Annotated in this window: 7 protein-coding genes; 3 read left to right on the forward strand and 4 right to left on the reverse strand. The window is 74.7% G+C overall.

Annotated elements, in window-relative coordinates; translation table 11 throughout:
* Positions 1–568: 568 nt before the first annotated feature.
* Entirely contained in the window at positions 569–697 is a 129-nt protein-coding gene (locus tag AE652_RS49110; protein ID WP_255357475.1) for a hypothetical protein, read from the forward strand.
* A gap of 21 nt (positions 698–718) precedes the next feature.
* Here the strand turns inward: AE652_RS49110 and AE652_RS36000 are convergent, their stop codons facing one another.
* On the reverse strand, positions 719–1642 hold the full coding sequence (locus tag AE652_RS36000) for a LysR family transcriptional regulator (protein WP_049659220.1): 924 nt from the start codon (positions 1640–1642) through the stop codon (positions 719–721).
* A gap of 134 nt (positions 1643–1776) precedes the next feature.
* Here AE652_RS36000 and AE652_RS36005 point away from each other — a divergent pair, with 134 nt between their 5' ends.
* Positions 1777–2163 (forward strand): VOC family protein, encoded by a 387-nt coding sequence (locus AE652_RS36005; RefSeq protein WP_049659221.1) that lies wholly within the window; start codon positions 1777–1779, stop codon positions 2161–2163.
* A gap of 91 nt (positions 2164–2254) precedes the next feature.
* On the opposite strand, the gene AE652_RS36010 is transcribed toward AE652_RS36005, so the two are convergent.
* Both AE652_RS36010 and AE652_RS36015 read right to left on the reverse strand, forming a co-directional pair.
* Positions 2255–2692 carry an SRPBCC domain-containing protein gene (locus AE652_RS36010; RefSeq protein ID WP_049659222.1) on the reverse strand — a complete coding sequence of 146 codons (438 nt, stop codon included), beginning with the start codon at positions 2690–2692 and terminating at the stop codon, positions 2255–2257.
* Between the two features lie 233 nt (positions 2693–2925).
* The gene (locus AE652_RS36015; protein ID WP_063780379.1) at positions 2926–3375 is read right to left on the reverse strand and encodes a DUF5994 family protein; all 450 of its coding nucleotides are present in this window, start codon (positions 3373–3375) and stop codon (positions 2926–2928) included.
* A gap of 307 nt (positions 3376–3682) precedes the next feature.
* Between AE652_RS36015 and AE652_RS36020 the strand changes: the two genes are divergently transcribed.
* Entirely contained in the window at positions 3683–4123 is a 441-nt protein-coding gene (locus AE652_RS36020; protein ID WP_159028656.1) for a CBS domain-containing protein, read from the forward strand.
* A gap of 15 nt (positions 4124–4138) precedes the next feature.
* Here the strand turns inward: AE652_RS36020 and AE652_RS36025 are convergent.
* On the reverse strand, positions 4139–4496 hold a 358-nt coding region (locus AE652_RS36025), incomplete at its 5' end, for a helix-turn-helix transcriptional regulator (protein WP_049659225.1).

The raw sequence follows: 4496 nt of genomic DNA on the forward strand, positions 1-4496 counted from the left end.
CGCCGCGGCCGGCGCCCGGCGGGAGCGGGCCGCCCTGGCCGCCGCCTCCCTGGCCGACCGGGCGCGGCTGGGCGCCCTGCTACTGGCCGGGCTGGTGTTCCTGCCCTGGGCCCTGTCCTGGGGACTGCTGCTGCCCTGACCCCCGCCATCGGGGCAACGGCCCGCTCCCTCGCCCGGGGGAGCGGGTTCGGCCCGGATGAGGACGCCCCGGCCGGCCCGCTCCGGGAGGGTCGGAGCCGGTGGCGGACGGACCGCGTCCGCCCGGGTCGGGAGGCGGAACCATGGGCGCACGGACGATCGCGGCACGACTGCACGGCACCCCCGCACCGGGCGTGCCCCGCTGGGCGGTCCGCACCGGGTACGCGATCACCCTGGCCGTCCTGCCCTCCTGCCTCTGGCGGATCGGCGGCTTCATCGTCGGCCTGCCGCTGCTCGACCACGGCCCGACACCAGCGGAGCGGGACCCCGCCCCGTTCGACGGAGGCTGGGCGTACATCCTCGCGCTCAGCGTGGTCAGCGAGGCGCTGGCCCTCCTCTGCTTCGGCCTGGTCGCCCGCTGGGGCGAGGTGTGGCCGCGATCGTCACCCACGGCTGGCAGACCGTCGTGTTCTGGATCGGCTACCTGCCGCTGGCCGCCTGGGGGCCGCTCCTCGCCGTGCTCACCGTGCACTACTACCGTCGGCGCAGGGCGAGTTGAACCGCTTCGGGGCGGGCGCGGTCAGTCCGTCGCCGGCGCGCGGAGCGGCGCGCCCCCGGGCCGCTCCGCGACGACGTCCGTCGCCGCCCGGACGAAGGCGCGGACCCGGGCGGTGGTGTTGCTCTCCAGCCAGACCGGGCCGCGCTCGATCGGGGGCGCGTCGTGGATCGGCACGTACGCGACGTCCGGGCGCGGGTAGTAGTGGCGGGAGTGCTCGCCGACCGGGAGGACGCCGCGGCCCATCGCGACCAGGCTGAGCAGCTCGGAGAAGGTGCCGCCGGACGGGCCCTTGGGCACCGGACGGCCGGACGGGGTGCGGTCGGGGGTGCGGTCGCGCTTGAAGCCCGCCGAGGTGACGGCCGGGTACTGCACCACCGGGTGGTCGGCGAGCACCTCGACCGACACCGACCGCTCCGCGGCCAACGGGTGCCCGGCCGCCACCGCGAGGACCCGCCGCTCGGTCAGCAGCACCGGCCCGCGGGCCATGCCGTCGAACGGGTAGGAGGCGATCAGGACGTCGACCGAGCCGTCCTCCAGGCTCGACCGGGAGTTGGACAGCTGCACCTCGCGCACGTCCACCCGGCAGTCCGGGTACCGCTCGCCGAACAGCGCGGCCGCCTTGAGCAGCACGGGCGCCGTCCACTCCCCGAGGAACGCCACCCGGAGCTCCCCGGTGACGCCCCGGGCGGCGTCCTCCGCCCGGCGCAGCGCCGCCTCCGTCGCCGCCGCCACCGGCACCAGGTCCTCGGCCAACTGCCGCCCCACCGCGGTGAGTCGGACCGACCGGCTGGTGCGGTCGAACAGCTGCGCACCGATCCGGCGCTCCAGTTTCCGCACCACCTGGCTGACCCGCCCCGTGGTCAGGTGCAGCCGCTCGGCGGTCCGCCCGAAGTGCAGCTCCTCGGCGAGCGCGAGGACGACCTCGATCTCCAGCCGCTCCAGCATCCCGGTCCCGCCCGCCCCTCGATCGTTGAATGCGGCTCAACGATCGTACGACGATCACGCGTTGATCAGGCCTCCGGCCAGGAGGATGGTGGAACCCGTCCCCAGCAGTCGCACCCGAGCGGAGCCGATCACCCATGCGCGTCGTAGCCTTCGACCACCTGGTCCTCAACGTCGCCGACGTCGAGCGTTCGCTGGCCTTCTACTCCGGCCAGCTCGGCCTGGCCCCCGTCCGGGTCGACGAGTGGCGGGCCGGCCGGGCGCCGTTCCCGTCCGTCCGGGTCGGCGCCGAGACCATCATCGACCTGGTCCACCGCCCCCGGCACGAGTCCAACGTCGACCACTTCTGCCTCACCGTCGAGCCCCTCGACTGGCAGGAGGTCATCGACGCCGGCACCTTCACCGTCCTCGAAGGCCCCGTCCCCCGCTACGGCGCCCGCGGCACCGCGACCTCCGTCTACGTCCAGGACCCGGACGGCAACACCGTCGAACTCCGCTGGTACCCCCAGGACACCGACCGCTGAGCGGCGCCGACCACTGAAGGGCGCCGACCGCCGAGCGGCGCCGCCCCCGGCCCGTGCACCGGGCCGGGACGGCACGCGGCCGGCCGCCGGGTCAGCTCCGGCCGGCGAGGTGCTCGACCAGCCGGTCGAAGCTGGAGTTCAGCCCCGCCTCGGCCTCCGGGCCGCGGTACATCTCCGGCACCCCGGTCTGGTGCAGCACCACCCGGGTGCGGCCCTCGTCGAGCCCGGTGAAGGTGAGGGTGGAGCGCATGCCCGAGCCCTCCTCCACCATCGCGAAGAACTCGCCCGCCCGGATCTCGGTGATCTCCGCCTTCAACGGGTACCGGTCGCCGGTCTCGTCGACCACCATGGTGCTGTCGTAGCGCCCGCCCTCCTTCGCCTCGATGGTCACGGTGTCCAGCGGCACGTGGGTGCCGACCGGACCCCAGAAGCGGACGAACTGCTCCGGCTCGAAGTACGCCTCGAACGCGGCGGCGGGGGCGCCCGGCAGCTCGCGGGTGATGGTCAGCTCGCCCAGGTTCTCGGTCATCTCGGGATCTCCTCCGTGGTCACGTCTGTCGCTTGCACAGGGGTAGACCGGGACCGCCCCGAGAACTCATCGCTCCCCGCGAAAGTTTTTCCGACGAGTTCTCCGGAGCTCTTCCGACGAGCTCTCCTGAGCCTGACCCGGAGCCGGTGCCCGGTGCCCGGTGCCCGCTGCCCGGTGCCCGGTGCCCGCTGCCCGCTGCCCGCTGCCCGCTGCCCGCGCAGCGCCGACGGCCGTCAGCCGAGCAGGAGTTCCGCCGCCGGGGTGTGGTTCCCGGTCGCGGAGGCGCCGGCCATCGCCGAGGCGGCCGTCGTCGGGTCGGTGCCGGGCGGCACCACCAGCAGCAGGAAGTGGTCCTGGAGGCCCCGGGTGACGCTGATCGTCGCGTCGCTGCCCGGGAACCAGTTGATCCTGATCATCAGGCCGTTCGCCATCACGGACCGGGGCACACCGTCCCACGCCGAGGTGTCGAGGCCGACCCGGAGGATGCGCCCGAAGTGGGCGCCGAGCGCGGTGATCAGGTCCGGCAGTTCGGTATTGACCTGGTTCGAGCGGGGCCACCAGGCCCCGTCGAAGACGCCCTCCCGCGACTGCGTCGGCTCCAGCTCCAGGCGCGGCAGCAGCGGCGCACCGGGCACCGTCCACGGCCCTGTGGGCGAAGGGTTGGGGAGGGGGATCGGCATCATCTGAGGCCGCCCGTCCGGTCCACGAGGGACCCGTCATGACCCAGGGCGACGTCGACGCTGATGCCGGTGTGCGGAATGTCCTTGGCTGCCTCCCACGCTACTCCGCCACGGCCTCCCCCGGGCCGCCCGCCGCCCCGCTCTCCGCCCCGTCCCGCGCACCGCCCGCCGCCCCGTCCGCCCGGGGAGTAGCCTCGGAGACATCCAGGGCAACCCGCATTCCGGTCCCGTTCCGGCTTCGTTCTGGGTGAAGGACAGCCCGGCAGGCCCCGCTCCGGCGGGCGGCCGGAGACGGGAAGCGGTGAACGCCGTGACCACTCACTCGCCCCAGCCCGCACGACCCTGCCACGGCCTCACGGTCGCCGACGCCATGGACCCCTGCGACTACCAGATAGCCGACGACAGCACCGTCGACCAGGCCGACGACGTCCTCCGCGGCGCCCACCTCGACTACCTGCTCGTCCGCGGCCACGACGGCCGCTGCGAGGGGCTGGTCACCCGCACCGGACTCCATCCGTTCCTCACCCGCTCCTGGTACGCCGAGCGGACCGCGATCAGCTCGACCACCCACCAGCGGGGCCCGTTCGCCTGGCCGACCATGGGCCTGGCCCTGGCCGCGATCGCCATGCGGATCAAGCACCTCGCGGTCTGGCCCGTCGTCGACGAGGACGGCTACATCCTCGGCGCGCTGACCGCGGACCGCGCCGCCGGCCTGCTCGCCCCCGACCTGGTCGTCACCGTGCCCGCGTGACCCCGCCCCGCCGGCTCATGACGGGCCCGGACCCGGGGCGAGCAGCCGACGCAGCACCGTGGGCGTGTGCCCCACGTGCTCGCGGACGACGCGGGTCAGGTGCGCCTGGTCGGCGAAGCCGAGCTGGGCCGCCAGGGCGGCGAGGCCGGGTTCGCCCTCGACGATCCGGTCCATGGCCCGGGTGACGCGTACGCGGTTGCGGTAGCGGGTCAGCGAGACGCCCGTCTCCCTGGAGAACACCCGGCTCAGCCGGTAGGGCGACACCTCCAGCAGCGCGGCCAGCGCGCAGAGCCCACCGGCCTCCGGGGCCTCCTCGATGATCGCCTCGCGCGCCGCCGCGGCCAGCGCCCGGTCGGCCGGCCGGCCTGCCCGC

Source organism: Kitasatospora sp. MY 5-36 (genome assembly GCF_001182915.1).
Taxonomy (GTDB): domain Bacteria; phylum Actinomycetota; class Actinomycetes; order Streptomycetales; family Streptomycetaceae; genus Kitasatospora.

Excerpts from the sequence above, each read along its gene's own strand:
- AE652_RS36010 (WP_049659222.1), bottom strand. The coding sequence starts at position 2,692 with ATGACCGAGAACCTGGGCGAGCTGACCATCACCCGCGAGCTGCCGGGC.
- AE652_RS36000 (WP_049659220.1), bottom strand. The coding sequence starts at position 1,642 with ATGCTGGAGCGGCTGGAGATCGAGGTCGTCCTCGCGCTCGCCGAGGAG.
- AE652_RS36015 (WP_063780379.1), bottom strand. The coding sequence starts at position 3,375 with ATGATGCCGATCCCCCTCCCCAACCCTTCGCCCACAGGGCCGTGGACG.
- AE652_RS36005 (WP_049659221.1), top strand. The coding sequence starts at position 1,777 with ATGCGCGTCGTAGCCTTCGACCACCTGGTCCTCAACGTCGCCGACGTC.